This window comes from Vibrio sp. ES.051 (assembly GCF_002563795.1).
Taxonomy (GTDB): Bacteria; Pseudomonadota; Gammaproteobacteria; order Enterobacterales; family Vibrionaceae; genus Vibrio.
Genome location: NZ_PDJL01000006.1, coordinates 544,783 through 571,014, shown reverse-complemented (window position 1 = coordinate 571,014; position 26,232 = coordinate 544,783). Strand labels below are relative to the sequence as shown.

Genomic DNA, 26,232 nt, shown 5'->3' with positions numbered 1-26,232 from the left:
CGGGTTGTATGGTTAAGTGACTAAGCGTACACGGTGGATGCCTTGGCAGTCAGAGGCGATGAAGGACGTATTAACTTGCGATAAGCCCAGATTAGGCAGTAAAAGCCACTTGAGTCTGGGATTTCCGAATGGGGAAACCCACTTACATAAGTAAGTATCGCTGCGTGAATACATAGCGTAGCGAGGCGAACCGGGGGAACTGAAACATCTAAGTACCCCGAGGAAAAGAAATCAACCGAGATTCCGAAAGTAGCGGCGAGCGAAATTGGACTAGCCCTTAAGCTTTATAGGCGTCAGGTGAACAAGCTGGAAAGCTTGGCGATACAGGGTGATAGCCCCGTAACTGACGACGCATATGCAGTGAAATCGAGTAGGGCGGGACACGTGATATCCTGTCTGAATATGGGGGGACCATCCTCCAAGGCTAAATACTACTGACTGACCGATAGTGAACCAGTACCGTGAGGGAAAGGCGAAAAGAACCCCTGTGAGGGGAGTGAAATAGAACCTGAAACCGTGTACGTACAAGCAGTAGGAGCACCTTCGTGGTGTGACTGCGTACCTTTTGTATAATGGGTCAGCGACTTATATTCAGTGGCAAGGTTAACCATCTAGGGGAGCCGTAGCGAAAGCGAGTGTTAACTGCGCGACTTAGTCTCTGGATATAGACCCGAAACCAGGTGATCTAGCCATGGGCAGGTTGAAGATTGAGTAACATCAATTGGAGGACCGAACCGACTAATGTTGAAAAATTAGCGGATGACTTGTGGCTAGGGGTGAAAGGCCAATCAAACCTGGAGATAGCTGGTTCTCCCCGAAAGCTATTTAGGTAGCGCCTCGGACGAATACTACTGGGGGTAGAGCACTGTTAAGGCTAGGGGGTCATCCCGACTTACCAACCCTTTGCAAACTCCGAATACCAGTAAGTACTATCCGGGAGACACACGGCGGGTGCTAACGTCCGTCGTGGAGAGGGAAACAACCCAGACCGCCAGCTAAGGTCCCAAATTACTACTAAGTGGGAAACGATGTGGGAAGGCTCAGACAGCCAGGATGTTGGCTTAGAAGCAGCCATCATTTAAAGAAAGCGTAATAGCTCACTGGTCGAGTCGGCCTGCGCGGAAGATGTAACGGGGCTAAGTAGTAAACCGAAGCTGCGGCAATACTCTTTGAGTATTGGGTAGGGGAGCGTTCTGTAAGCGGTTGAAGGTGTGTCGTAAGGCACGCTGGACGTATCAGAAGTGCGAATGCTGACATGAGTAACGATAATGGGGGTGAAAAACCTCCACGCCGGAAGACCAAGGGTTCCTGTCCAACGTTAATCGGGGCAGGGTGAGTCGACCCCTAAGGCGAGGCCGAAAGGCGTAGTCGATGGGAAACGGGTTAATATTCCCGTACTCAATCAAATTGCGATGGGGGGACGGAGAAGGCTAGGTGGGCCTGGCGACGGTTGTCCAGGTTCAAGTGCGTAGGCTGAAGAGTTAGGTAAATCCGGCTCTTTTTAAGGCTGAGACACGACGTCGAGCATCTACGGATGTGAAGTCATTGATGCCATGCTTCCAGGAAAAGCCTCTAAGCTTCAGATTTGATGGAATCGTACCCCAAACCGACACAGGTGGTCGGGTAGAGAATACCAAGGCGCTTGAGAGAACTCGGGTGAAGGAACTAGGCAAAATGGTACCGTAACTTCGGGAGAAGGTACGCTCTTGGCGGTGAAGTCCCTTGCGGATGGAGCTACTAGGAGTCGCAGATACCAGGTGGCTGCAACTGTTTATTAAAAACACAGCACTGTGCAAAATCGTAAGATGACGTATACGGTGTGACGCCTGCCCGGTGCCGGAAGGTTAATTGATGGGGTTAGACTTCGGTCGACGCTCTTGATCGAAGCCCCGGTAAACGGCGGCCGTAACTATAACGGTCCTAAGGTAGCGAAATTCCTTGTCGGGTAAGTTCCGACCTGCACGAATGGCGTAATGATGGCCACGCTGTCTCCACCCGAGACTCAGTGAAATTGAAATCGCTGTGAAGATGCAGTGTACCCGCGGCTAGACGGAAAGACCCCGTGAACCTTTACTACAGCTTGGCACTGAACATTGACCCTACATGTGTAGGATAGGTGGGAGCCTTTGAAGCACGTACGCCAGTATGTGTGGAGGCAACCTTGAAATACCACCCTTGTAGTGTTGATGTTCTAACTTAGCCCCCTCATCGGGGGTGAGGACAGTGCCTGGTGGGTAGTTTGACTGGGGCGGTCTCCTCCCAAAGCGTAACGGAGGAGCACGAAGGTGGGCTAAACACGGTTGGACATCGTGTGGTTAGTGCAATGGCATAAGCCCGCTTGACTGCGAGAATGACAATTCGAGCAGGTGCGAAAGCAGGTCATAGTGATCCGGTGGTTCTGAATGGAAGGGCCATCGCTCAACGGATAAAAGGTACTCCGGGGATAACAGGCTGATACCGCCCAAGAGTTCATATCGACGGCGGTGTTTGGCACCTCGATGTCGGCTCATCACATCCTGGGGCTGAAGTCGGTCCCAAGGGTATGGCTGTTCGCCATTTAAAGTGGTACGCGAGCTGGGTTTAGAACGTCGTGAGACAGTTCGGTCCCTATCTGCCGTGGGCGTTGGAGAATTGAAAGGGGCTGCTCCTAGTACGAGAGGACCGGAGTGGACGAACCTCTGGTGTTCGGGTTGTGTCGCCAGACGCATTGCCCGGTAGCTAAGTTCGGGATCGATAACCGCTGAAAGCATCTAAGCGGGAAGCGAGCCTTGAGATGAGTTCTCCCTGATACTTTAAGTATCCTAAAGGGTTGTCGTAGACTACGACGTTGATAGGCAGGGTGTGTAAGTGCTGCGAGGCATTGAGCTAACCTGTACTAATTGCCCGTGAGGCTTAACCATACAACACCCAAGGGGTTTTGATGGGCTCAATACAAGAAAACTTGATTGTGTTAAGAACTGAAACAGCTTTCCAGATTATTAATTACTGCGTTGGCGGTAGTTAAAAAGAATTTGCTTGGCGACCATAGCATTTTGGCCCCACCTGACTTCCATGCCGAACTCAGAAGTGAAACGAAATAGCGCCGATGGTAGTGTGGGGTTTCCCCATGTGAGAGTAGGACATCGCCAGGCTTTACATTATGGACATTCGTTTTTACAACGGGTGATACCACTGCGGAGTGGTAGTTCAGTTGGTTAGAATACCGGCCTGTCACGCCGGGGGTCGCGGGTTCGAGTCCCGTCCACTCCGCCATTTATTGAGAAGCCTCGATTAGCGAGGTTTTTTTGAATCTACACTGTGATAAACTGTGGTTCAAATTTAGGGGTGTAGCTCCAATTGGCAGAGCAGCGGATTCCAAATCCGCGTGTTGGGAGTTCGAATCTCTCCACCCCTGCCAAATTTCCCTTAGGGGATATAAAAAGCCTCAATTTCGGTTGAGGCTTTTTGCTATCTAGCGTTATGAAAAATAGATACTTTCCGATCTCTGCCCCATACCCACTCGAAAATACCCATCAGAATCGCCCTGTACAGCTTTCCAAATTTCCTTCTGGTTCATATCTGTTAAATTGCATCCAGAACTGATCCACTTCACCCCCTGATTTGCACCGAAAACTGATCCACATCATCTAACCTAAATCCTGCTGAGTCTTAGCAGGAGAATATGGAGTGATTGACGTGTCATTATTAAGTGTTATTCGTCGTTGGCATTTCCGCGAAGGAATGTCGCAAAGAGAAATAGCCAGACGTACTGGACTATCCCGAAATACCGTTAAACGTTATTTGAAAGATCAAACTATCGAACCTGTTTATCCAAAGCGGCATTCATTGAGTAAACTAGACGAGTTTAAAGAATTACTGACTTCTTGGCTAAAACGAGAAATGAAGCGACCGAGAAAGCAGCGCAAAACGGTCAAAAACCTTTTTCAAGACCTCGTTCCGCTAGGCTATAGCGGCTCGTATGACAGAGTCGCTTCATTTGCACGTAAATGGCGCGAAGAACAAAAACTCGATGCGTCTAAACGAACGTATATGCCGCTAGAGTTTGCCCCTGGTGAAGCCTTTCAGTTTGATTGGGGCGAAAATTGGGCCTATATCAATGGCCATAAAACCAAGCTACAGGTCGCTCACTTCAAACTCAGTCATAGCCGCGCATTCCTCCTTCGAGCCTATTATTCTCAAAGTCATGAAATGTTATTTGATGCCCATAACCATGCCTTTCGCGTGTTCCAAGGCGTTCCAGAACGGGGGATCTACGATAATATGAAAACTGCGGTTGATGCGGTCAAAAATGGCAAAGATCGAGTAGTGAATCGTCGCTTTTTAACAATGGTTAGTCACTACTTGTTTGAAGCCGACTTCTGCAACCCAGCCGCAGGTTGGGAAAAGGGGCAGATCGAGAAGAACGTGCGGGATGTGCGTTCTATCATCTGGCAGCGCGCTCCTAAGGTGAAAACCTTAGAAGAGCTTAATCAATGGCTTGAAGCCCAATGTTTACGGGACTGGCAGTCACGTAGACACCCTCAATATCGTGATATGACCATAGAGCAAACGTGGCTAAGTGAGCGCTCCCAATTAATGAAAGTCACAGCGCCGTTTGATGGTTTTATCGAGCAAAGCAAGCGAGTCTCCTCTACCTGTTTGGTGAACTTCGACAGAAATAAATACTCCGTGCCTGCAAGTTACGCAAACCGACGAGTGAGTCTGCACGCCTACCCCGATAGTATTGTTTTGGTGGCAGAAGGTCAGCCCATAGCAGAGCACCAAAGAGTCTTTAATCCTAAACATGAGCCGCCACACATTGTTTATAACTGGCGACATTACCTGTTGGTTGCGCAACGTAAACCAGGCTCTCTGCGTAATGGCGCACCGTTTCACTTGCTCCCTGAGAGCTTTAAGCACCTGCAATCAATATTATTACAGCGTCTTGGCGGCGATAAGGAAATGGTCGAAATCTTGTCATTGGTTATTCATCACGATGAAAAGCTGGTAGAGCAAGCCATTAATATGGCACTGGAAGCAGGCACACCATCAAAACAACACGTCATAAACTGTTTAAGCCGCTTACTCAATCCTTCTCCAGTTGTACCCGTCCCCGTCTCTCAAGGGTTGCGACTGGTTACCGAGCCAACCAGTGATACGTCGCGATATGACGAATTAAGAGGAAAACGTCATGCACAATGAAGCGTTATTAAGCACATTAAAGGCACTCAAGCTTCACGGCATGGTTAGCAGTATTGTTGAACTTGCCTCTCAAAACTCTCCTGCTTATCAACAAGCTCAACCCATCCTTGAAACCTTGTTAAAAGCAGAGATAGCAGACCGTGAAGTGCGCAGTATCGCTTACCAAATGAAAGCGGCAAAGTTCCCAGTCTATCGAGACCTATACGGTTTTGACTTTAGCGAGAGTACAGTCGATGAGTATCTAATACGAGGTCTGCATCGCTGTGAGTTTATCAAAGACAGCCAAAACATCGTGCTTGTTGGTGGTCCAGGCACAGGGAAAACGCACTTAGCGACGGCGTTGGGCGTACAAGCCATACAACACCATCAAATGCGGGTCAGGTTCCTATCGACCATAGAACTCGTCAATACGCTAGAGCAGGAGAAGCAAGCGGGTCATGTGGGCCGCCTCGCTAATCGATTAGTGAGCTGCGACTTAGTCATACTAGATGAACTTGGGTATGTCCCTTTTAGCCAAGCGGGTGGGACATTGCTGTTCCATTTACTCAGTAAACTCTACGAGCGTACGAGTATCGTCATTACCACCAATCTCAACTTCACGGAATGGTCGAAAGTGTTTGGTGATGCAAAGATGACAACGGCATTGCTGGATAGGCTGACTCATCATTGTCACATCATTGAAACGGGTAACGACAGCTATCGTTTTAAGGAATCAAAAAAGAAGTCGAAGGAGAAAACCAAATAGAAACTAACGTAAAAATGTAGTCTAGAATAGACTTACTTAGGTGGATCACTTTTCAGTGCAAATGGTGGATCAGATTTAAGTGCAAATTAACAATGGCCTTCTCTGTCACGTCTGACGCTGACTCATGATTTCTTGGTTACCTAAGGCATAACTATACTGCCCCATGATACCTCTAGCAGGGTTGATTAAACCAAATAAATGAGTGTGTATTTGAATTGTTGCAGCTTCACCGTTCTAGTTCGAGTTCTTGTTCAGCTCAAAGGTAGAATCTGCTGTTTCCTGTGTCTTGCTTTGTCTGAAACCATATATCAACCACTCAATCTCTTATGGCCAAAGATCTTGAGAATTGTTTTTATTTTGATTTTTTAACATCGTCTTAAATTTAATATATGGGGCTGTTACGTTCGGATGGAAAGTAAGGGCGGCCGAGTACGTGCAGTCTGTCTAACCCTTCTTTAAGCCAAGTCTGATCCCACTTGTCAATACTGGTTCGATAGACTTTTAGGCATTTGAGTTAGAGTTTGACCTTCCCCTTCCCTAGACTGAATTAAGGAGTAATGAACTTATTCTCCGCCACTTTCCAAAAAGCTTTTACTAATGGGTTTTCCAGCTGGCTTTTAGTACAACAAACACCAAGTGCAAATGGTTTAATCGGTAATACTTTTAAGCGATTAATTTTCTCTTTCACAGGGCTGTTGTTGATCACGACGTCAGGTGCGATGCCAACGCCACATCCTAAGGCAACCATACTGACAATCGCTTCATGGCCTGAGGTCTGAGCATAGATTTTGGGCTTAATTTTCATTTTCTTGAGCCAAGTATTAGCCCTGTCCCTTGCTGTTCCAGCCTCAGGTAATATAAATGGAATCGCCGACCAGTTCGGTCGCTCTTTTTGCAGTTCTTTTGCAAAGGCGCTGACGCCCACAGGGGCAATTACTGACAGTGGAATTTCGCTGATTGTTTCAAATGCTATCTTATTTGGCATTTGTTCGGATTGGGCTGAAATAGCGATGTCGGCCTCATCGGCTAAGATTTTGTCGATCGCTTGCGCAGGATCACCAGTAGAAAGTTTAAACTCAATAAACGGATGCTGTAGACGAAAATCAGAAATCAATTCTGGGAGATGACTATAGCTTGCGGTTACCGAACAAAACAGGCGAATCTCCCCTTTGAGTTCTCCCACAGTTCCTTTTATATGGCTTTGATAGTGCTGCCACTCTCCGAGAATTTTTAATGCGACAGGGACAAGTTTCTTACCTTGAGTTGTCAGTTCGACGCTGCGATTGTCGCGCAGAAACAGTTGTTGATTGGTTTCTTCTTCTAACTTTTGTACCTGTCGGCTCAATGCTGAGGGGCTGATGTGCATCGCTGTGGCTGTTTTCGCAAAGCTCTTACTCTCACAGAGATGAATGAAAATTTGTAGGCTTTTGATGTTCATTAACTGTTCACTTCCATGTTGCATAAATTGCAATAACTAATTGTGAATATATCACTTTAAGCAATCAGGTGTCTGTTTTAGTATGAACTCATTCGGTAAAATGGTTACCGACCTAAATGGAAGAATCCAAAAGGAGCACCAAGATGGCGAATTATTTCAATACCTTAAATTTACGCGAGCAGTTAGACCAATTGGGTCGTTGTCGTTTTATGGACCGCAGTGAATTTGCATCAGAAGCGGATTATCTAAAAGGTAAGAAGGTGGTCATCGTCGGTTGTGGTGCTCAAGGCTTAAACCAAGGTCTTAATATGCGCGACTCTGGTCTCGATGTCGCCTATGCACTTCGCCAGACTGCGATCGACGAACAGCGTCAGTCGTTTAAAAACGCCAAAGACAACGGTTTTGAAGTCGCTAACTATGAGATTCTTGTTCCGCAAGCAGATCTTGTGGTCAACCTCACTCCAGATAAGCAGCATACAAACGTCGTTGAGACGATAATGCCGCTAATGAAAGAAGGTGCGGCGCTCGGTTATTCCCACGGCTTTAACGTCGTTGAAGAAGGCATGCAGATCCGTAAAGACCTGACGGTAGTCATGGTTGCACCTAAGTGTCCTGGTACTGAGGTTCGTGAAGAATATAAACGTGGCTTTGGTGTGCCTACTCTGATTGCGGTTCACCCAGAGAACGATCCAAAAGGTGAAGGTTGGGATATTGCAAAAGCTTGGGCGGCCGCTACAGGCGGTCACCGCGCTGGTTGTTTAGAGTCTTCTTTTGTTGCTGAAGTTAAATCTGACTTAATGGGTGAACAAACTATTTTGTGTGGCATGCTACAAGCGGGGTCTATTGTATGTTACGAGAAGATGATTGCAGAAGGTATTGATCCAGGCTATGCAGGGAAATTACTGCAATTTGGCTGGGAAACTATCACAGAAGCACTGAAGTTTGGTGGTATCACACACATGATGGATCGCCTATCTAACCCGGCTAAAATCAAAGCGTTTGAGCTGTCAGAAGAGCTAAAAGATCTAATGCGTCCACTATATAACAAACATATGGATGATATTATCGCCGGTCATTTCTCTCGTACCATGATGGCCGACTGGGCGAATGATGATGCAAACCTGCTTGGCTGGCGTGCAGAAACGGGTGAAAGCGCATTTGAAAATTACCCAGAGTCTGATATCGAGATCGCTGAACAGGAATACTTCGACAACGGTATTTTGATGATTGCTATGGTTCGAGCGGGTGTTGAATTGGCGTTTGAAGCAATGACGGCATCGGGAATCATTGACGAGTCGGCGTACTACGAATCTTTACACGAGCTCCCACTGATTGCGAACACGGTTGCCCGTAAGCGTCTATACGAAATGAACGTGGTAATCTCAGACACAGCTGAGTATGGCAACTACCTATTTGCTAATGTGGCCACCCCGTTACTGCGTGAGAAGTTCATGCCTTCTGTCAGCACTGATGTGATCGGTAAAGGGCTCGGTGACACTTCAAACCAAGTCGATAACGCAACATTGATTGCGGTAAATGAAGCTCTCCGTCATCACCCAGTGGAATATATCGGTGAAGAACTACGTGGTTATATGACGGATATGAAGCGCATCGCGGTGGGCGACTAATTTTCTTCGGTTATTTAAGTATTACCCATTGAATGTTGACAATGAGACCCTGATGCTTCGGCGTTGATAAATACCACAAACACAGCATCTAATTAATAATGAAAAGGCTTGGTCGCCGTTGACCAAGCCTTTTTTGTTTTGAATTGTTTGTAACATAAGCCAGTGTAGATCTAATAAGAAAAACGCACCTGTCAGAGGAGGGACTTATTTGTCAGCCAGCTTTTGTTCAAGCTCGGCTAATTTCTTTTCCATTTCCGTAAGCTTTTGGCGTGTACGAAGCAGAACTTGAGTTTGTACATCAAACTCCTCACGGCTAACGACGTCCAGCTTGTTAAGTTGGCCTTGGATAACTTGGCGAACTTTCTGATCAACATCTGCGCCTAGCTCTTTAACTGGCTGAGGCATTGATTCGTGAATTTGTTTAGCAATTTGCTCTAATTTTTTCGGGTCAAACATAGTGGCTAAAACTCCTTTGTATTTGCTCTCATTCTAAGTAAATGATACGTGAAAGTCGCCATTTAGATGGCAAAAAAGAGAACGGCAATAAAAAGGTCACCGAAGTGACCTTTTTCTCTACTTTGAGTGTTTATCTATTATCCGCTAAATCACGATGCGCGGCTTTGGCTTCATCTACTCGCGCGAGTTTTTCTAGGTCTTTGTCTTCGACAAAAACGGGCAGTGGTTTGTGTTTTTCTGCTAAGTAGCTATAAATCACTGGCAACACGAACAATGTGAACAGAGTACCAATTGCTAGACCAGCCACAATGACGATACCAATACTGAAACGTTGCGCTGCACCAGCCCCTGTTGCGTACATCAGAGGGATCAGGCCTGCAATCATCGCGGCTGTCGTCATTAGGATTGGACGAAGACGAACTTTCGCCGCTTCCATAACCGCATCGATACGCGACAGCTTGTTGTGTAGCTGCTCTTCCTTCGCGACCTCACAGATCAAGATACCGTGTTTGGTGATTAAGCCAACCAGCGTGATCAGACCAACCTGTGAGTAGATGTTCATCGACGCTGTCCCCCACGCTAATGCGATTAAGGCACCACAAATAGCCAATGGCACCGATACCATGATAACGATCGGATCGCGAATGGACTCAAACTGAATCGCCAATACTAAGAAAATAATGGCTAGCGCCAAACCGAATGTCGCATAGAGCGCGCTCCCTTCAGTCACAAACTGACGCGCTTCACCCATATAATCATGGTTGTAACCCGCAGGGAGTTTGTTTTGCGCGATGTCTTCAAACCAGTTAACAGCATCGCCCATCGCAACATTCGGCGATGGAACGGCACCGACAGTCGCCGAATTGAGCTGGTTAAAGTGTGGTAGAGAGCGCGGCTCTGCTACCACATCAATGGTGATTAAGCTCCCAAGTGGTACGACTTTTCCGTCTACAGAACGCACGTAGTAGTTCTTCATCGACTCTGGGTTTAAGCGCCATTTACGTTCAACTTGTGGAATCACTTCGTATGAACGCCCATTGAGGTCGATACGGTTAACGTAACCATCGGCCATCATGGTGCTAAGCGTGATACCGATGTCTTGCATGGTTACGCCGTATGCGCCAGCTTTGTCCTTATCAATCTTGATCTTCATCGTCGCTGAATCGTAGTTCAGATCCAAATCCGAATAGACAAACATGGGACTGCTTGCCACGTCGGTTAGAACATCACTGGCGATAGTGAATAAGCTTTCAAAGCTATTTGGTGTCGTGATAACAAACTGGATCGGTAGACCAGAACCTGCACCAGGGAGCTCTGGCATCTGGAATGCGGTAACTGACATACCCGGTACGCTGGATACGAGACCGCCCACGCGTTTGGTAATATCAGACTGGCTCGCTTCTCGTTCACTCCAAGGTTTCAGTGTGGCTAGACCAAATGCTTGGTTTGAATTTGGTACGCCGTTAAAGACCTGAGCGTATTCCACTTCAGGTTGAGCTGACAGAATTTCATTCACATCATCCATGGTGTTTTGGATGTAATCCAAGTTCGAGTTCGATGGTGCTGTACCCAGTAATACCACTACCCCTTTATCTTCCGATGGTGCGAGTTCGCTTGGAATAAATTTGAACAAAACCGGTAAGCTTGCAAATACAATCACCGCGAATGCAAGCACAACAGGACGGTGCGCCATCACAGCGGTTAGTACTTTTTCGTAGCGGTTAGTCAGACCGTTTAACAGATGATGTACTTTCAGTTCAAACTTGCTCGGCTTTTCATTTGCCTTAAGCATTTTTGAACACATCATTGGAGACAGTGTCAGCGCGATGATGCCTGACACAAATACCGAACCTGCTAGTGTGAGAGCGAACTCTTTAAATAGCGAGCCTGTAATTCCCCCCATCAGTGCGATCGGGGCATATACTGCACCGAGTGTTAGCGTCATTGCGATAACCGGTACGGCAATTTCACGCGTCCCAATGATGGCAGCACGGAACGGGGATTCTCCCGCTTTGATATGACGGTCGACGTTCTCTAATACGACAATCGCGTCATCCACCACCAAGCCGATGGCGAGTACCATGGCGAGCAGTGTCATCAAGTTCCAAGAGAAGCCCATGACCTGCATCACCATCGCGACACCAATCAGTGATAGCGGGATGGTTACAATCGGAATAATGACCGCTCGGAGCGAACCTAAGAACAGAGTGATAACCACAAGAACGATCAGCGCCGCTTCTAGAATCGTTTTCACTACTTCATTAATCGATTCGTTGATGGCAATCGTCGAGTCGTACATCACATTCATGGTGATGTTGCTTGGCAGGTTGCGTTCAAGTTGAGGCAATAGCTCAAGCACATCCGCTGCGATGTTGATTGGGTTAGCACTTGGCGCAGCGTTGATTGCGGCCACCACCGCTTCTTGGCCATTAGCACTGGCTCGATAAACATCGTGGCTCTTTTCGAGGGTGACTTTGGCGATGTCACCTAAACGAATCACATCACCTTGGCCTGTTTTGACAACTAAGGCTTCGAGCTCTGCAACGTTAGAGACCTGTGTGTTGGCACTCCCGTTGTACAGTACGAACTCACCGGTCGCCTGACCCGTTGCTGACTGGTAGTTGTTGGCGTTCAAAACGCTCATAACGTCAGTGGCGGTAAGCTTCAAAGCGCCCATTTTTGCAGGGTCTAGCCATACGCGCAGTGCGTACTTCATACCACCGTATAGGTCCACTTTTGAAACGCCGTTTACGGTAAACAGCTGCGGGTTGATTACACGTTCAAGGTAGTCAGTGATTTGACTTGAAGACAGTTCGTCACTGGTGAAACCGATGTACAGTACCGCCGTAGTCGAACCTGTCGACATGGTTACGGTCGGATCTTCCGCTTCTTTTGGAAGCTGAGAGCGTACCGAGTTGGTCTTGGCCAGGATGTCGGACAACGCCGCATTCGGATCGGTATTTAACTTCATGTTGACGGTAATGGTTGATTTACCCAGCACCGACTGTGAGGTCATGTAATCAATGTTATCGGCTTGTGCGACCGCTTGTTCCAAGGGCTGAGTAATAAAGCCTTGGATCAAGTTAGCACTTGCACCGTAGTAACTGGTGGTAACAGTAACCACCGTATTTGTCATTTCAGGGTATTCGCGAACTTGCATTTTGAACACGGCTTGAAAACCAAGCAATGCAATCAAAAAACTGATCGATACCGCCAAAACTGGACGTTTTATAAAAACATCAGTAAAGCGCATGATGCCTCCAATTAAAGCATTGGTGTTTCAGCAGGTGGGGTAGTTGCATCGCTTTCAACAATGCTGACTTTGGCGTGGTTACTCAAACGGACTTGGCCCGATGTCACCACGACATCACCTGGCTTCACGCCTTCTAAAATATGTGCGATATCTTTGGTACGTTCGCCCACTTGCACTACTTGCTGTGTTACGCGTTTTTCGCCATCTTTTTCCGTCACGATATACACATTGTCGCCGTATAACGTAAAGGTGATCGCGGTTTGAGGGAGAGTCACTTGATTCTCTAGCTTAGGCAAAATGATGTTTGCCCGTGCAAACATACCGCTGCGTAATTTGCCGTCGCTGTTGGGTATATCAGCTTGAACTTGGATAAGGCCACTTTGTACATTAACCGCGGGTTCAATTGCTGAAATAGAGCCTTTGAAAGGTTGATCCGGATAAGCGTCAACAAAGATATCTATCTCTTGCTTGAGGTTGATACGAGAAATATCCGTTTGTGGCACCGTAAAGCGTAAGCGCATTACACTGCTGTCTTCTAAGCGCACGATATCGCTACCGGCTTGAATGTATTGGCCAAGATACACATTTCGGATCCCAACCACACCAGCAAAGGGCGCTTTGATTTCACGACGGTCAATAGTCGCTTTTAGGCTTTCAATATCGGCTTGTAATGAAAAGTAATTTGCTTCAGCTTCGTCGTACGCTTCTTTAGATATTGACCCCTTTTTGAATAGGCCTTGGTAGCGCTTATACTTCGCTTCTGCGGCGGGGAGCCTCGCTTGTGAACTTTTTAGGTTGGCTTTTTCTACATCAGAGTCTAGTAGTACTAAAGGCTGGCCCACCTCGACTTGAGTGCCAGACTCAAAGGCAATTTTATCAATGACGCCGCTGGTTTCATTGGCAACAGTTACGCCTTGGTTTGGTTCGATGAAGCCAATCGCCTCGATCACTGGTACCCAATCTACCGCTTTTACTTCTGTCACGGTGACAGGGAATTCAGGTTCAGGCCGGTTCGCCATATACTCAGCAATTTTTTGTTGCTTGAACATGTTGAAACCTATCACGCTGCCAAACAAGAGAATGGCGATAAGTAACATAAAGAAAGTCCACTTTTTCATTCTATTAAGAACTCCAAGTTAGTGTTTAATAATTGCATCCCAACTGGCTTCAATGGTAGCTTTTAATGCCTTGTTGTCCAGTTGATAAAATCCTAAAGCGTGTTTTCTGGCAAGTGTGACACTTGCTTCAAAACTCAACCCAGAAAGAACTTCATTATCGAGAGGCTTGAACACCCCTTCTGCTTTCCCTTGATCGAAAAGAAGCTCTACTTGAGCAAACATTTGTCTTTCAAGTTCCCGAGTATTGCTTCTATTTGAAGTGGGTAAAGATTCATATTGAACTCGGTTGCAGAGCGCGTTTAAGTCAGAGCTTGCCAAGCTCCAGATATTGAGCCACATGGCCTGATAACGTTCTTTCAACGGCATCTCGTCACTGACGCCTGTTTGCACAGCAGTAGCAACTCGCTTTGCAACGTTGAGGCGTAACTCTTCCAAAAGATGTTCTTTATCTGAGAAATAACGATAAATCGTTCCGGCTGCCACACCTGCTTCGTTAGCGAGTTTTTGCATCGAAAGTCCTTGAAAACCAGACTCTGCGATGAGCTGTTCCGCCGCGGTCAGAATTTGTTCTCGTTTCTCTGCAGCAGGGTTATCCTTCATCATCCCTCCCAGAAATGAATGAACGTTCATTCATTATAGCGTGAAATCAGGTTCATTATGCAACAGAAATCTGCATTTTTACGTGTAAAAATTACGAGAAATCAGCGTAGCTTTCATGTGGACACCCCTTTATCATAGGCGGCATATTTATCATCTGCAGAGAATTTGTATGAAGCTGAACCCTAGTCAAGATGAAGCCGTAAAATGCGTGTCTGCCCCATGCTTAGTGCTCGCCGGTGCTGGCTCAGGCAAAACTCGCGTTATTACCAACAAGATTGCTTATTTGGTTCAGCAGTGCGGTTATAAAGCCCGGAATATTGCTGCGGTAACCTTTACCAATAAAGCCGCGCGTGAAATGAAAGAGCGTCTTGGTCAAACGTTGGGTAAGGCAGAATCTAAAGGGTTAATGGTGTCCACCTTTCATACCTTGGGGTTGAACATCATTAAGCGTGAATACAAACAGTTAGGCCTAAAGGCGGGCTTCTCACTGTTTGATGATCAAGACCAGCTGGCTTTATTAAAAGAGCTAACAGAAAAGCAGCTTGATGGTGATAAAGATCTGTTGCGTCAGTTGCTCAGCTGTATTTCCAATTGGAAGAACGACATGCTGACGCCCGAACAAGCCAAAGCGTATGCGCAAGGTGAGCAACAGCAGTTGTTTGCGTTCTGCTTTGATATGTACCAGAAGCAAATGAAAGCCTACAACGCGCTCGACTTTGACGATCTTATCCTCATGCCCGTGTTGCTGCTGCGTAATAATCAAGACGTACGTCAGCGTTGGCAGGCTCGAATTCGTTACTTGTTGGTGGATGAATATCAAGATACTAACACCAGCCAATATGAGTTGGTAAAATTGATTGTGGGTGAACGTGGGCGTTTGACCGTTGTGGGGGATGACGACCAGTCGATTTATTCATGGCGTGGTGCCAAACCTCAGAACTTGGTATTACTGGGTGAAGACTACCCTAACTTGCGTCTGATCAAACTGGAACAGAATTATCGTTCAACCAGTCGAATTCTACGCGCGGCAAACATCCTGATCGCCAATAACCCACACGTATATGAAAAGTCACTGTTCTCTGAAATTCCTGATGGTGAGAAGCTCAAAGTCCTATTGGCAAAAAATGAAGAGCATGAAGCCGAACGTGTGACCGGTGAGCTGATCGCCCATAAGTTTTTAAATCGAACCGAATACCGTGGCTACGCGATCTTGTACCGCGGCAACCATCAATCACGCTTAATTGAAAAATCTCTGATGCAAAACCGAGTACCGTATAAAATCTCTGGTGGTACCTCGTTTTTTGCGCGCTCAGAAATTAAAGACATCATGGCGTATTTACGAGTACTCGTGAACCCTGATGATGACAACGCATTCTTACGTATCGTGAATACACCGCGACGTGAAATAGGGCCCGTGACACTGGAGAAGCTAGGCAGTTACGCGAATATGCGTGGCAAAAGTTTGTTCGAAGCGAGTTTTGAAATGGGGCTTGAGCAGCACTTAACAGGTCGTGGTTTGGAGAATTTACGTCGATTCACTCAATGGCTCGTCGCTATTTCAGACCAAGCTGAGCGAGGGGATACCGTCGAAGCGGTGCGCGCTTTGGTGCGTGATATCCACTACGAAGACTGGTTATACGAAACCTCAGCCAGCCCGAAAGCCGCCGAAATGCGGATGAAAAACGTGTCGGATCTTTATTCTTGGATAGTGGCTGACCTTGAAGGTGATAACTACGACCAAGAGGAGAAAACGCTCAAAGAGGTGGTTCAGCGTTTAACGTTGCGCGACATGATGGAGCGTGGCGAAGACGACGAAGACAACGATGCGGTTCAGTTGATGACCCTGCATGCCTCTAAAGGCCTGGAGTTTCCCTATGTTTATCTGATTGGTTCGGAAGAGGGAATTTTGCCACACCAATCCAGTATTGATGAAGAGAATGTCGAAGAAGAACGTCGCTTAATGTACGTAGGTATTACGCGTGCGCAACGTGAGCTAACCTTTACGATGTGTAAAGAACGCCGTCAGTTTGGTGAGCTCATTAAGCCAACGCAAAGCCGCTTTTTGGATGAATTACCGTTTGACGATGTCGAGTGGGAAGTCAATAAAAAGCCGGTGTCACAAGAAGAGCGAATGGCAAAAGGGCAAGCACACATCGCGAACCTACGTTCAATGTTTAAGAAGTGATTTCGATATAAAGACATACAAGAGAACACACTAAACTAAAAGGCTTGCCAATCGGCAAGCCTTTCTTAATTTTTCAGCATGAATGGTTGCGAAATTACAAGCCTTCAATCATGTGGTCGATAGCTGCAATGATTTCATCATCAGAACAATCCATACACGTGCCTTTTGCAGGCATTGCATTGAAACCCTCAAGCGCATGCTTGACGAGAACATCTTGACCTTGCGCAATGCGCGGAGCCCAGTCGTCGGCATTACCTGTTTTTGGTGCTCCATTGACCCCCGATGCGTGACAAGCAATACAAAAAGTCCCATAAACGGTGGCGCCATCACGTGGACCGGTTGGTTCTTCTTTTACAGGCTCAGAACCTGCTAGATAAACATCACCGACAGGTTGGATGCGTTCTGCAATCGCATCGTATTCAGTTTGGCTGATGTCAGAAGCTAAGGCTGCCGTAGAAAACGTTAAGGCAGCGAACAAAACGCTAATCATTTGTCGAGACATATCCATTAAACCCACTTTACATTCCCGAGGTAAGTGACTTACCTATTTATAGTTAGAGTATTAATGCCGATCATAGAAAACATCGAAATTTCCTGCAAATGGCATAGAATGATTAGACAACTCGGTTGCGGCTGTTAAATCAATGTAAATAACGGGTGATTATATCCCGATAACTTGTTGCAATAAACAACAAGTTATCCATGACAGGGCGTGAATCACATCAAAAATTCACTTTAAAGAAAGAGAACTGTCGAAAAAGAGACCAAACGATAAAAAAAGTAAAAAAAGTACTAGACGGCATAGTGTGATATCCGTATTATTCCACTCCGCCGATAGGGCATGCGCCCGTAGCTCAGTTGGATAGAGCGTTGGCCTCCGGAGCCAAAGGTCGAAGGTTCGAATCCTTTCGGGCGTACCATTATCCCGGAGGATAATCGGTAAAAATCAGTGGTGGCTATAGCTCAGTTGGTAGAGCCCCGGATTGTGATTCCGGTTGTCGCGAGTTCAAGTCTCGTTAGCCACCCCATTCTTTCTTTTTTAGATTGAATGCGGTAGCATTGCTTCCAATCTTGATTTGAGTCAAGATAAAACATTGTCGGTGAATAGCGCAGTTTGGTAGCGCATCTGGTTTGGGACCAGAGGGTCGGGGGTTCGAATCCCTCTTCACCGACCACTATTTTTGTTTATGGCTAACATTAAGCGGTAAACGTAACAATTTTGATGGTGGCTATAGCTCAGTTGGTAGAGCCCCGGATTGTGATTCCGGTTGTCGCGAGTTCAAGTCTCGTTAGCCACCCCATTCTTATTTAAAGAATATATGCTCGGTGAATAGCGCAGTTTGGTAGCGCATCTGGTTTGGGACCAGAGGGTCGGGGGTTCGAATCCCTCTTCACCGACCACCATTAAAAAGCCTCGATAGAAATATCGAGGCTTTTTTGCATTCTGAACGCTCTATTTCTGTTTTTGTTTGTGAGAGAAGGGGCTAAAGGGAGTGTAACCATCTATGCTCCAAAAGCGGTGCCATCTGACACAATCCCCCCTAGATTGATGCTTGGGGCTGAGTTTCTAAAACCTGATTATTATTGTGCGAGTGTTTTGAGAATTTCTTTTAGTTCGACGGTCTCTTTCACTTCATAATCTGCCTTGATGCCCGTTGGGTTGTCTGCGCCTGTTGGGTTTACCCAAACACTTAAAATGCCCATCTTGTTGGCCCCTGCGATGTCTGCAGGTAAAGAGTCACCGATGTGTAAGGCTTCTTCGGGCTTTGCATCGACTAAGTTGAGGGCTTTTTGAAAAATACTCGCGGCTGGCTTTTCTTCAGGCTCTTCCCCACCCACAATAATATGGTCTACCCAGTCGCTCATTTGTGTTGCTTTGAGTTTTGGATGCTGTGAGAAAATTGGGCCGTTGGTGATCACCACGAGCTTATAGTGCTGGCGCAGTTCGCTGAGCATCTCTTTTACCCCAGGGAAGAAGGTAAAAGCCCCCATACGAGCAGCGTCAAAATAGTCTTGCGCCTGCTGCGCTTGCGCAGCATTAATGCTGATCCCATACTCAGCTAGAATCGTTTGGATCAGGCCGCAACGGAACGCATTTTCATCGGGTAGCAGAGTCACAAGGTGAGGGAACTCCGCATTCAGTTTTTTGTACACTCCTTGTAAGTAGCGCTGTAAAAAAGCTTGGGGTTCGGTGACTTGTGGGTAGGTCTGTTGAACCCAAGTTGTAAACTCTTGTCCTGCCACTTTATCGGCTTGTGATGTTGCACATAAAGTCTCGTCCATATCAAAAAAAATCGCTTTCAGCACAGGGGCTCCTTTTCATTTACAACTGGCTCTGACATTGATTTTCTATTATCTCACTCTCAATCACACCGTAAAGTGCTAAAGCTGGCACTTTTTTACGACAAACGGGCAGTATCCTTGTGTTGGCGTTATTTCATCATTAGGTCATTAAATCGCATAAGGGGCGCATATTTCGCTTAGACAGGGAATTTGAGTGGTTTTGCTGATGTGCTCACGTTTTAATCTCATATAATGAGAGTGAAGTTTGGCTTTTTATATTTGTCGACTATGTTATTAGTAATATTTTATGTCGGAAAATCGTTTTTTATATATGGTATTGTTTGGTAGATGTTAATAAGCACATGTGAATAATATGGTTACTGTTTGGCGGGAGATGATGTTTATTTTTAGAGCATTTTTCTGGTTTTAATGGTGCAAAGCGCACAAAAATAGCGTGATATGAAAAAGGTTAAATACTTTGTAATGCATTTTTATTCGATAATTGTGCGTTATTTTTATGTTTTTACGGCGAAATAGACTTTAATTGTTGCTTTTTTGTGTGATTTTTGCCAAATTGTTTCCGCATTAAAATTTCAGAGTATTATTCTGAACTTGAACGGATTCATTTAGGTGATGAATGGCGCCTTTAGCGCGATTCTATATCACAGACAAGGCAGTAGAGGTCTGAAATGTCACTATTAGAAGTGAAAAACCTTCGTATCGAATACCCCTCCCGACACGGCATTCACGCGGCCGTGAAATCGCTTTCTTTTCATATTGATCGTGGTGAAATTGTGGGGGTGGTTGGCGAATCAGGTGCGGGTAAATCCACCGTTGGTAACGCCGTGATTGATTTGTTAAGCCCTCCAGGTCGCGTTGCCAATGGTGATGTATTCTTGGATGGAGAGAAGATTTCTGGTTTATCACCAGAAGCGATGCGTAAGGTTCGTGGGTCTAAGATTGGTTTTATTTTCCAAGATCCAATGACCTCACTGAACCCGCTCTTTACAGTTGAACAGCAACTCAAAGAGACCATTCATGCCAACATGAAGGTGTCGGATGAAGAGGCGTATCAACGTGCACTTTCTCTGATGCAACAAGTGGGCATTCCTCAGCCGGAAAATCGCCTTAAACAGTACCCTCACCAGTTCTCTGGTGGTATGCGTCAGCGTGTGGTGATCGCGATTGCTTTGGCGGGCGAGCCCGATCTGATCATTGCCGACGAGCCCACCACGGCCCTAGACGTTTCTATCCAAGACCAGATCTTGAATTTGATTCGCGAGCTGTGCATCAAGAACAATGTGGGCTGCATGCTAGTGACGCATGATATGGGGGTGGTTTCGAACGTTACCGATCGAGTGGCGGTCATGTACCGTGGCGACTTGGTCGAGTTTGGTCCAACCTCGAAAGTGTTGGGTGATCCAGACCACCCGTACACCCGCAGCCTGATTTCGGCGGTTCCGCGCTCAGACAGAAAGCTTGATCGTTTTCCTTTGGTGAGTTACATCGAAGAAGCCGTAGAAATGGAGCCGCTAGACATTAAGAACCATTGGCTAGGACAAACTCAGGATGAGCGCGAGTACACAGGCCCTCTGCTGGATGTAAAAAACGTCAACCTTCGCTTTGTGACCAAAGATTCATTGTTTGAAAGCCGCCGTGAATACGTGCAGGCATCGAATAACGTGAGTTTTGAAGTGCATGAGGGAGAAACGTTTGGTCTAGTGGGTGAGTCTGGTTCAGGAAAATCCACCATCGCCCGTGTGATTGCGGGGTTGTATCAACCAGACGCCGGGCAGGTGAAATTTGAAGGTATTGATCTGACGGCGTTGAAGTCAGAGAAAGCGCGTCGCCCAATGCGTCGTCAAATGCAGATGGTGTTCCAAAACCCGTACACGTCAATGAATCCTCGAATGAAGGTGTTCGATATTATTGCCGAGCCAATTCGCTTTCATAAATTGACTAAAAATGAATCAGAGACTCGCCAAATTGTTCATGACCTGCTTGATCACGTTGGCTTAGGCCGTATGGCAGGGCTTAAATATCCTCATGAATTCTCCGGTGGCCAGCGTCAACGTATTTCAATTGCACGCGCTCTGGCAACCCGCCCTCGACTTATGATCTGTGACGAACCGACCTCAGCATTGGATGTTTCGGTACAGGCACAAATTCTGAATTTGTTGAAAGATCTACAAAGTGAGCTGAACTTGACGATGTTGTTTATCAGCCACGACTTACCGGTTATTCGTCAAATGTGTGACCGAGTGGGTGTCATGCAAATGGGCACGTTATTGGAAGTGGCGCCAACAGAACAGCTATTTACGGCACCTCAACACGAGTACAGCCAAAAATTGATTTCTTTGATGCCTGAATTTACGGGCTTGAGAGAAGAGATAAAAATGGCATAAACCAAGTGACTCGCTTGGCCAACCTTTAGTCATAATAAAGACGCAAACACAACAACAAGGGATCCGGATCCCCGCATGAAGGAGTTATGCAAATGAAAACCATGAAAAGCAAATTAGCAGTGGCGCTAATGGCCGCTGGCCTAAGTTTTAACGCATTAGCAGCTGATATTACCGTGGGCTACGCCGCAGACCCTGTCTCGCTTGACCCACATGAACAGCTGTCTGGCGGCACACTGCAAATGTCACACATGGTGTTTGATCCACTGGTTCGTTTCACGCAAACCATGGACTTCGAACCTCGCCTAGCAGAAAGCTGGGAGCGTATTAACGATACGACCGTTCGCTTCACCCTGCGTGAAGGCGTGACGTTCCACTCAGGTAATACACTAACGGCTGATGATGTGGTGTGGACGTTCGAGCGTCTTCAAAATTCGCCAGACTTTAAAAACATCTTTGACCCTTACGAAAAAATCGTCAAAGTGGACGACAACACGTTCGATTTAGTCACAAAAGGCCCATACCCACTGGTACTGCAAACGGCGACGTACATCTTCCCTATGGACAGCAAGTTCTACACGGGTAAGACAGAAGACGGCAAAGACAAGTCCGAGCTCGTAAAGCATGGTAACTCATTTGCATCGACTCACGTATCCGGTACGGGTCCTTTCATCGTGACATCACGTGAGCAAGGGGTAAAAGTTGAATTTGAGCGTTTTAACGATTACTGGGATAAAGCGTCAAAAGGGAACGTAGACAAGTTAACGCTAGTGCCAATTAAAGAAGATGCGACACGTGTGGCAGCGCTGCTTTCCGGTGGTGTAGACATGATTCACCCAGTCGCACCAAACGATCACAAGCGTGTGAAAGGTGCGGACGGTATCGACCTCGTTACCTTGCCAGGTACACGTATCATCACCTTCCAAATGAACCAAAACAGCAATGAAGCGCTGAAAGATGTACGCGTTCGTCAGGCGATTGTGCATGCCATCAATAACGAAGGCATCGTGAAGAAAATCATGAAAGGCTTCGCCACGGCAGCAGGCCAACAAAGTCCGACTGGCTACGTGGGGCATGACGAAAAACTGGTTCCGCGCTACGATCTGAAAAAAGCGAAACAGCTGATGAAAGAAGCTGGTTACGAGCAAGGCTTTACGCTGACCATGATGGCGCCAAACAACCGTTACGTAAACGATGCAAAAGTAGCACAAGCATCGGCCGCAATGCTGTCTAAGATCGGCATCAAAGTTGATCTGAAAACCATGCCTAAAGCGCAATACTGGCCTGAATTTGATAAATGTGCCGCAGACATGTTGATGATCGGTTGGCACTCGGATACAGAGGACTCGGCCAACTTCAACGAGTTCTTAACCATGACTCGTAACGAAGAAACCGGTCGTGGTCAGTACAACTGTGGTTACTACTCAAACCCAGAAATGGATAAAACGGTTGAAGCGGCGAACGTCGAAACGGACCCAGCGAAACGTGCAGCAATGCTGAAAGGCGTTGAAGCGACGCTATACAACGACGCTGCATTCGTACCGTTACACTGGCAAAGTGAAGCGTGGGGTGCGAAGTCTAACGTGAAAGCGGCTGACATCGTTAACCCAATGGTCATGCCTTACTTTGGTGACCTAGTGGTTGAGTAATCATTGAGTCATGACAGAGAGGGGCGCCAGTCCTTCTCTGTTTTCGACACTTGGCTCAGTTTTATTTCAGTCGGATTGAGTTCGTTTTACAGACTGAATTTTCTCTCTAAGTTTAGAGAACTATGGACAGTTAAGGGGCAAGGAATGTTTTCGTTTCTGGTCAAGCGCCTGTTTCAGGCACTGATAGTGATGTTTGTGATCAGTTTGGTGGCGTTTGCCATTCAGGACAACCTGGGTGATCCGCTGCGTGAGCTTGTAGGTCAGTCGGTTTCAGAATCGGAGCGTCAAGCGCTGCGTGACGAATTGGGCCTGAACGATCCCTTTATCACAAAGTACACACGCTTTGTCGGTAATGCGCTGCAAGGTGATTTGGGTACATCATACTTTTTCAAGCGACCTGCGGTTGAGGTTATCCTCGACAAGCTGGTGGCCACGCTCGAGCTGGTGTTGGGCGCGACGCTCATCATCATCGTTTTCTCTATACCACTCGGGGTGTATTCCGCCATTCACCCAAAGAGTGTCTTTACTAAATTTGTCATGGCGATGAGCAGTGTCGGTATCTCGATACCGGTTTTCTTAACCGCCATCATGCTGATGTACGTTTTTTCTATCGAGCTTGGTTGGCTACCGTCGTATGGACGGGGGGAAACGGCGAATGTTCTCGGATGGGAGTCGGGTTTCTTCACCATTGATGGCATTAAGCACCTGATCCTGCCGTGTATTGCGCTAGCATCGATCATGTTACCGTTGTTTATTCGGTTGGTGCGTTCAGAGATGCTCGAAGTTTTGAGTTCGGAATACATTAAGTTCGCCAAAGCCAAAGGGTTAAATTTACAAAAGATTTATTACCAACACGCTCTCAAGAACACGATGTTACCGGTACTGACCGTCGGTGGGGTGCAAATTGGCACCATGGTGGCTTACACCATTCTTACCGAAACGGTATTCCAGTGGCCGGGAACCGGCTTCCTTTTCCTCGAGGCAATCAACCGTGTTGATACACCGTTGATCACTGCTTACGTTATTTTTGTTGGTTTGATTTTTGTGGTAACCAATACCATCGTTGACTTGCTATACGGCATCATTAACCCAACTGTGGACCTGACTGGAAAAGGAGCTTAATCATGAGCCAAACCCATACTCCTGCTGCTCCTTCCGCTGTGCCAACGGCGTGGCAGCGCTTCAAAAATTCGGACTTTTTATACTATTTTAAGCGCGATAAAGTGGCGATGGCGAGCTTTACGGTCTTTATGGTGTTCTTAGTATTGGCATTAGCAGCGCCGATCCTAGCCCCGAGCGATCCGTATGATTTAACTTCTATCGATATCATGGACTCAGAACTGCCACCTTCCTGGATGGAAGACAGTGATGAGCGTTTTGTCTTAGGTACAGATGAGCAAGGCCGTGATATTTTATCGACCATTCTTTACGGCTCACGCTTATCGCTCACCATCGGTTTCCTAGCGGTCGGTCTACAGCTAATTCTGGGTATCATTATTGGTTTGTCAGCAGGTTACTTCGGGGGTCGTATCGATAGCTTCTTGATGCGTTTTGCCGATGTGCAGTTATCGTTCTCAACCATGATGGTGGCTATTATTGTATCGGCCATTTTTAAAGCCAGCTTCGGCAGTGATTTCTACAGTCAATATGCGGTCGTGATGCTGGTGGTGATCATCGGCGTCGCGGAATGGCCACAGTATGCGCGAACGATTCGTGCATCGGTACTTGCAGAGAAGAAGAAAGAGTACGTAGAAGCGGCGCGCGTGATGGGCTTTAAAGCGCCACGCATCATGTTTCGTCATATCTTGCCAAACTGCCTGTCGCCTATCTTGGTTATCTCAACCGTACAGGTCGCGAATGCCATCATGTCGGAGGCGGCACTGTCGTTCCTAGGTTTGGGTCTGCCTGTTGATCAGCCATCGCTCGGCGCACTGATCAGCATTGGCTTTAATTACATTTTCTCCGGCGCTTGGTGGATCACCGCCTTCCCGGGCATTGTGCTCGTGACGCTGGTTTTGGTTATCAACCTGCTGGGTGACTGGCTACGTGATGTGTTTAACCCGAAATTGTATAAAGGGTAAGACTTTTTTCACCAAGCGCTGTCAACTCGCTTGATTCCTTCTAGAATTGAGAGCCGGATACACAATTCCGGCTCTTTTTTTGCTAGCTATTCTTTATTCACATTTTTTTGGCGCTTTGCCGCCATAATGACCTTACCCACTAACTAATAGTAGAGTGAAGCGTATGGAAATGAAGAAGGCACGATCCCCCTCTCATCTCATCCCAACAAGCCTAAGCTTCGGGTTGTTAATCGGGTGCGTTCAGTTTTCTAGCTCGGTATTTGCACAAGAGTTTTTTTGTCAGGCGACCCAGACTAGTGACAAAGAGCTGCCGGTGCTTGAGCAAACATGCCCGATTGGTAACGGGGTGTGGGGAAGTAAAGTGCCGCAAGGAGGCAATCACCTCTACTGGATCCAATGCGGGTTACTGCCTAAACCAATATCACTCGCGAAAGCGAAACCGATTTATAGTCACATCACTACAGACGTATGGATGAAGCCGGAACCGAATGGCTACCGTTGTTTGATAGGGCCATACAAAGTGCTGTCAATCGCGATGAAGGATTTGCGCGGAGTCAAAACCTTGTCGAGTTACAAAGAAGCGTTTATCCGGGTGGTTGGAAAAGGCGCTACACAGTCTGTGACACCACCTAAACCTGCAACGTCCTCGGTGACACCAACCCCGCCGATTGCCCCCAAAGCCGCTCCAGAACTCGCCATTCGTGCGGATACCGAGGCGTTTAAAGCACCGGCAACGAACCCTGAGACCAAGTCCAAAAATACGCGTGGTAAGTCATCGACTAAATCTGTCGTTAGGCCTAAGCCGACGCTAATCGTCACGGGGAATGATGACCTTGAAGTTCGGCTGAAAACCTCGTTGCAAGATAAAACCTATGTGGTGCCATACTCGCTTGACGACAATAACCAGTTTTATATGGAATACGGTAAGCCGTGGAATCGTCTTAACTATGAAAATGCGCAGCAAATATGTCAGCAGCTCGGAATGAGGTTAGCCACGCCAGATGAGTTTAAGGTGTTAAGATCCTCAGGCGTGATGGAAAAAAATCATTGGCCACTGCAGTTGCCGTATTGGGGCCAAAGTAGAAAAGGATTGTTTGCTGATCGTGAGTCGAATCAGCTCACCGGCACTTCATTGTTGAACGTGATGTGCGTGAAATAATCAGGCTTTAATCACGAAGAAAGCCCCGCAATGCGGGGCTTAGAAATGTGAACA

General features: G+C 46.9%; 16 protein-coding genes, 7 tRNA genes and 2 rRNA genes. 18 read left to right on the top strand and 7 right to left on the bottom strand.

What is annotated here, in order from left to right; genetic code table 11:
- Positions 1-10: 10 nt before the first annotated feature.
- From ATG66_RS19785 to istB, 6 genes are all read left to right on the top strand, one after another.
- Positions 11-2,900 (top strand): 23S ribosomal RNA (locus tag ATG66_RS19785).
- Between the two features lie 114 nt (positions 2,901-3,014).
- Positions 3,015-3,131, top strand: a 5S ribosomal RNA gene (gene rrf, locus ATG66_RS19780).
- Positions 3,132-3,175: 44 nt separating this feature from the next.
- A tRNA-Asp gene (locus tag ATG66_RS19775) sits at positions 3,176-3,252 on the top strand.
- A gap of 68 nt (positions 3,253-3,320) precedes the next feature.
- A tRNA-Trp gene (locus tag ATG66_RS19770) sits at positions 3,321-3,397 on the top strand.
- 269 nt (positions 3,398-3,666) lie between these two features.
- The gene (gene istA / locus ATG66_RS19765; RefSeq protein WP_143699666.1) at positions 3,667-5,181 is read left to right on the top strand and encodes an IS21 family transposase; all 1,515 of its coding nucleotides are present in this window, start codon (positions 3,667-3,669) and stop codon (positions 5,179-5,181) included.
- The gene (gene istB / locus ATG66_RS19760) at positions 5,171-5,926 is read left to right on the top strand and encodes an IS21-like element helper ATPase IstB (RefSeq protein ID WP_098413846.1); all 756 of its coding nucleotides are present in this window, start codon (positions 5,171-5,173) and stop codon (positions 5,924-5,926) included. Before istA ends, istB begins: the two co-directional genes overlap by 11 nt.
- Positions 5,927-6,473: 547 nt before the next feature.
- Here the strand turns inward: istB and ilvY are convergent.
- Positions 6,474-7,364, bottom strand: a complete 891-nt coding sequence (gene ilvY, locus ATG66_RS19755) for an HTH-type transcriptional activator IlvY (protein ID WP_098416946.1) — start codon at positions 7,362-7,364, stop codon at positions 6,474-6,476.
- Positions 7,365-7,507: 143 nt separating this feature from the next.
- Here ilvY and ilvC point away from each other — a divergent pair, with 143 nt between their 5' ends.
- Positions 7,508-8,992 carry a ketol-acid reductoisomerase gene (gene ilvC, locus ATG66_RS19750; RefSeq protein ID WP_098416944.1) on the top strand — a complete coding sequence of 495 codons (1,485 nt, stop codon included), beginning with the start codon at positions 7,508-7,510 and terminating at the stop codon, positions 8,990-8,992.
- A 204-nt stretch (positions 8,993-9,196) separates the two neighbouring features.
- Here the strand turns inward: ilvC and ubiK are convergent, their stop codons facing one another.
- The 4 genes from ubiK to ATG66_RS19730 all read right to left on the bottom strand — a co-directional run bounded on the left by ubiK (position 9,197) and on the right by ATG66_RS19730 (position 14,419).
- The gene (ubiK, locus tag ATG66_RS19745) at positions 9,197-9,448 is read right to left on the bottom strand and encodes a ubiquinone biosynthesis accessory factor UbiK (RefSeq protein WP_098416942.1); all 252 of its coding nucleotides are present in this window, start codon (positions 9,446-9,448) and stop codon (positions 9,197-9,199) included.
- Positions 9,449-9,578: 130 nt separating this feature from the next.
- Positions 9,579-12,701: a multidrug efflux RND transporter permease subunit VmeD gene (gene vmeD, locus ATG66_RS19740; RefSeq protein WP_098416940.1), complete on the bottom strand. Its 3,123-nt coding sequence runs from the start codon at positions 12,699-12,701 to the stop codon at positions 9,579-9,581.
- Between the two features lie 11 nt (positions 12,702-12,712).
- Entirely contained in the window at positions 12,713-13,819 is a 1,107-nt protein-coding gene (gene vmeC / locus ATG66_RS19735; protein WP_098416938.1) for a multidrug efflux RND transporter periplasmic adaptor subunit VmeC, read from the bottom strand.
- A gap of 18 nt (positions 13,820-13,837) precedes the next feature.
- A complete protein-coding gene (locus ATG66_RS19730) occupies positions 13,838-14,419 on the bottom strand; it encodes a TetR/AcrR family transcriptional regulator (protein WP_098416936.1) in 582 nt (193 codons plus the stop codon).
- A 169-nt stretch (positions 14,420-14,588) separates the two neighbouring features.
- On the opposite strand from ATG66_RS19730, the gene rep reads away from it, so the two are divergent.
- Entirely contained in the window at positions 14,589-16,604 is a 2,016-nt protein-coding gene (rep, locus tag ATG66_RS19725) for a DNA helicase Rep (RefSeq protein ID WP_098416934.1), read from the top strand.
- 94 nt (positions 16,605-16,698) lie between these two features.
- Here rep and ATG66_RS19720 read toward each other — a convergent pair whose 3' ends face one another.
- Positions 16,699-17,112 (bottom strand): c-type cytochrome, encoded by a 414-nt coding sequence (locus ATG66_RS19720; RefSeq protein ID WP_098416932.1) that lies wholly within the window; start codon positions 17,110-17,112, stop codon positions 16,699-16,701.
- A gap of 335 nt (positions 17,113-17,447) precedes the next feature.
- Between ATG66_RS19720 and ATG66_RS19715 the strand changes: the two genes are divergently transcribed.
- The 5 genes from ATG66_RS19715 (at position 17,448) to ATG66_RS19695 (ending at position 18,005) form a co-directional block, all read left to right on the top strand.
- Positions 17,448-17,524, top strand: a tRNA-Arg gene (locus ATG66_RS19715).
- Positions 17,525-17,556: 32 nt separating this feature from the next.
- Positions 17,557-17,632, top strand: a tRNA-His gene (locus tag ATG66_RS19710).
- Between the two features lie 70 nt (positions 17,633-17,702).
- Positions 17,703-17,779 (top strand) — tRNA-Pro (locus tag ATG66_RS19705).
- Positions 17,780-17,829: 50 nt separating this feature from the next.
- Positions 17,830-17,905 (top strand) — tRNA-His (locus tag ATG66_RS19700).
- Positions 17,906-17,928: 23 nt separating this feature from the next.
- Positions 17,929-18,005 (top strand) — tRNA-Pro (locus ATG66_RS19695).
- Between the two features lie 180 nt (positions 18,006-18,185).
- Here ATG66_RS19695 and ATG66_RS19690 read toward each other — a convergent pair.
- A complete protein-coding gene (locus ATG66_RS19690; protein ID WP_098416930.1) occupies positions 18,186-18,911 on the bottom strand; it encodes an HAD family hydrolase in 726 nt (241 codons plus the stop codon).
- A 665-nt stretch (positions 18,912-19,576) separates the two neighbouring features.
- Here ATG66_RS19690 and ATG66_RS19685 point away from each other — a divergent pair.
- The 5 genes from ATG66_RS19685 (at position 19,577) to ATG66_RS19665 (ending at position 26,178) form a co-directional block, all read left to right on the top strand.
- Positions 19,577-21,292 (top strand): dipeptide ABC transporter ATP-binding protein, encoded by a 1,716-nt coding sequence (locus ATG66_RS19685; RefSeq protein WP_098416928.1) that lies wholly within the window; start codon positions 19,577-19,579, stop codon positions 21,290-21,292.
- 92 nt (positions 21,293-21,384) lie between these two features.
- Positions 21,385-22,938 (top strand): ABC transporter substrate-binding protein, encoded by a 1,554-nt coding sequence (locus ATG66_RS19680; protein WP_098416926.1) that lies wholly within the window; start codon positions 21,385-21,387, stop codon positions 22,936-22,938.
- A 144-nt stretch (positions 22,939-23,082) separates the two neighbouring features.
- Positions 23,083-24,060, top strand: coding sequence for an ABC transporter permease (locus tag ATG66_RS19675; protein ID WP_098416924.1), 978 nt, complete (start codon positions 23,083-23,085; stop codon positions 24,058-24,060).
- Between the two features lie 2 nt (positions 24,061-24,062).
- The gene (locus ATG66_RS19670; RefSeq protein ID WP_098416922.1) at positions 24,063-25,019 is read left to right on the top strand and encodes an ABC transporter permease; all 957 of its coding nucleotides are present in this window, start codon (positions 24,063-24,065) and stop codon (positions 25,017-25,019) included.
- A 163-nt stretch (positions 25,020-25,182) separates the two neighbouring features.
- Positions 25,183-26,178: an SPOR domain-containing protein gene (locus tag ATG66_RS19665; protein WP_098416921.1), complete on the top strand. Its 996-nt coding sequence runs from the start codon at positions 25,183-25,185 to the stop codon at positions 26,176-26,178.
- Positions 26,179-26,232 lie beyond the last annotated feature (54 nt).